General features: G+C 61.7%; 1 protein-coding gene. It reads right to left on the reverse strand.

What is annotated here, in order from left to right; genetic code table 11:
* The coding region (locus KO536_RS24015; protein WP_257623078.1) for a toxin VasX at positions 1-2,819 on the reverse strand (2,819 nt) is incomplete at its 3' end.
* Positions 2,820-2,870: the final 51 nt, after the last annotated feature.

Consider the following 2,870-nt stretch of genomic DNA (forward strand, 5'->3'; position numbering starts at 1 on the left):
GTACCCGGTTCTGCTCCCGGCAAGTCGATGGTCAGGGCATTGATGGAGCTGACGAAGGACAGCCCAGATGGTCCATTGGAACCGCCTGTCTCTGAGCTGCTTTGCATGCTGACGCGGGGTGTATACAGGATGCCGTATAGCGCATGGAGCTCGTTTTGCTGAGCTTTGGCGGAAATCGGGTCTAAGTTTCTGGCCCGTCCTTTGGACCAACAGCAGGAGTTTAAGAAGCTTTGTACCGGCGTTTGCTGAAAGAACCAGGAGATCAGGTACAACACGCCCAGCGCGGCAATAATCCAGTTCAACGGCCCCATGTACAGTGTGTAACGCATGATGGCGACTTCTACTTCGATCAAGCCTGCCAAGGCCCGCATGGTCTGGCCGACGCCGAGTAATGCCTGTGCCCCATAAGCGATGACTTGCCCTCCTACCACCGTTCGGCGCATCTCCAGCCATGGATCGATATGAGTTTGCGAACTTTCCAGCTGTATTTGCAGGGATTTGAATTCCTGTAGCGCTGCGATGGCCGACAACCCACCAATCACCCCCCCAAACAGTGTAAGTGTTGGGGCTGCGGATAAACGAATCATGAACCGATCCCTACCCAACCCCTTCCTCACCTGACTATCAATCACCGCCACCAACGCCGCCGAGGCATACAGCGAAGCCGACACCGTGTCGTTGACCCGCTGATCATCCATCCCTTCCAGCGCTGCGGCCTGGCTCAAGTAGTTGTTCGCATTGAGCGTGTTGAGCAGCAACGCCGCCAATGGCACCACGCCGCCGCTGTTGCTGATCAGCGGGGAGTTGGTCACGCGTTCCATGCGCCCGGCGCCGATGGCTTGTCCCGTGGCCTTGACCCAGTGGTTGAGGCCATCGGCTTTTTCCCCCAGCAGGGTCCACATCTGCCTGCCCGCGTGGGTCACGGCCTGCAAGCGCGCATCGCTGCCCAGGCGTGCAGCGACGAAGATACCCACCCAGGCGCTGCTCAAGGTGGTGTCGCCCTTAAGGACCAGCAGCGCCGCCGCCAACCGGTTGACCAGTACGCTCCAGGGCCCATGAGCGTCGCGGGCCATGGCGGCGATGTCGTTGGCAATCACGGCGCTCAGGGGGGCAAACAGCTGACGGGTTGCCTCGCGGTTTTCAGAGCCCAAAGCCGCCAGTATTTCCCCCAGGCGACCGGTGCCGACAATGCCCGCATCGATCGAGGGGGTCCAGGCGTGGAACAGGTGTTTGAGTGCGCCTTCGTCGGGGGCGCGCACGTAGTCGGCATATTGCTCTGCACCCTTGGCCCGGGTGCATTGGGCGCTCAGGCAGCCGGTGGCCAGTTCGGTGAGCCACTGGCGGCTTTCAACGTCGTAGTAATCGACGAACCAGGTGCCGCTGTGGGAGCGTGTGAGGTATTGGCCTCGGTCGGCAAACAAGGCGTTGTGGCGTTGTTCGACGTGTTGGTAATGGGCCGGGGCGGTGGTGTCGAGCCAGGTGTTCATGGCCGGCACGTCAATGTACTCGCTGACCTTGGCGCTGAAGGGGTCGTTGTCGAGGTTGGACTGTTTTTCGGCGCGGTATTGATGCACCAACGCCTGCACGTCGGTGTACAGGTCGGGCGGAATGAAGGCCCGTACTGGCTCTACGATACGTTCGATACGGGCATTACGGGCGGTCACTTCGGCTCTGCTAGGCAGGCCACCATACTGGCGGTCCCGGGTTTCGAGCTTGAGTGCTTCGTCCAGTTGCTGCTGGGCGTCGAGCATGACCTTGCCCTGCTCGGGCGTGAGGCGGATGTCCCGATCCTTGTACCGGTAGCTCAGGGTGCTCGCCACCTCAGCACCCTCTTCGGTGATCAGGCTGCGAATAAAGCCGCCGATGTTCAAGCGCAGGTTGTTGTCGCCCACCCACTGTTCGTGGCTCGATTCAACCCGTTCCTGCTCATGGTTGATGTCGCGCAGCACCCCCAGGTCGTCGTCCAGGCACACGAATACCGGGTACAGCGCCCTGGCCTCAGCCGTGGCGGCCTCCAGCCAGGTCTGGGTGCCCTGGCCGTCCCACGGCTGGGCACTCCACTCGCCGGGTGCCTGGTCAGGGGCATCGGGGTATTGGGCGATGATTTTTTCGCGCTCCCGGGCGCGGTGCATGGCATCGGTGTAAGCCTTGATGTTGGCCTTGGTGGGGTCTTTCATCACGGTTGCGCCCAACGCCTGAGTGTCCTCGCCCCCGGCTTTTTGATCGGCTTTCATCGATTGGGCGTAGGTGTCGGGGATGAGTTCAGCCATCACCTCGGTGGCGTTTTCCAGGGGCGGGCAATGTTCGGCTTGCAGCTCGTTGGCCACGGTGCGCAAGGCCACATGGCGCATGTGCGCACTGCGTTTGGCGGGGTTTTCGCTGAGCAAGGCGCAGTGTTGCGGGTTGAGTGGGAACTCGCTGTAGAGCATCCAGGCGTCATGGATTTTGTTCAGCGTCAGCCCTGTGAGGGCGCCTTTAAGCAAGAGGGTGGAGTCGTCCTCAAGCGCCTGCGCCTGAAACCTGCCGTCGGACGACACGGCATAGCGCTGGAGCGGGCCTTTTTCCTGCCAGATATACAAAAAGCCGGCCCGCAGACGTCGGGCGGCCATGGGGTGGCTTTGGGTGGTCACGCCGGGGGAACAGCAGGGGTGAGTGGCTTGTTCCTGCGCCAGGGCGTAGCGCACGGGCACCACGAACACTTCGGGCTGGTGAGCCGGGCATGGCGTCAGAGGGCTTTTGACATCGACGTGAGGCTGGGCCCTGGCGGCGCGTTCGGCCTGCGCGGCGTTATCGATCATGGCCAGTTTTTGAGCGCTCATGCACGGGGTTCCTTGTTGGTGAGCAACTGGTACGTCAGCTCGGTGTTCAGG

Origin of the sequence: Pseudomonas sp. NKUCC02_KPG, assembly GCF_019345465.1 — a bacterium.
Taxonomy (GTDB): domain Bacteria; phylum Pseudomonadota; class Gammaproteobacteria; order Pseudomonadales; family Pseudomonadaceae; genus Aquipseudomonas.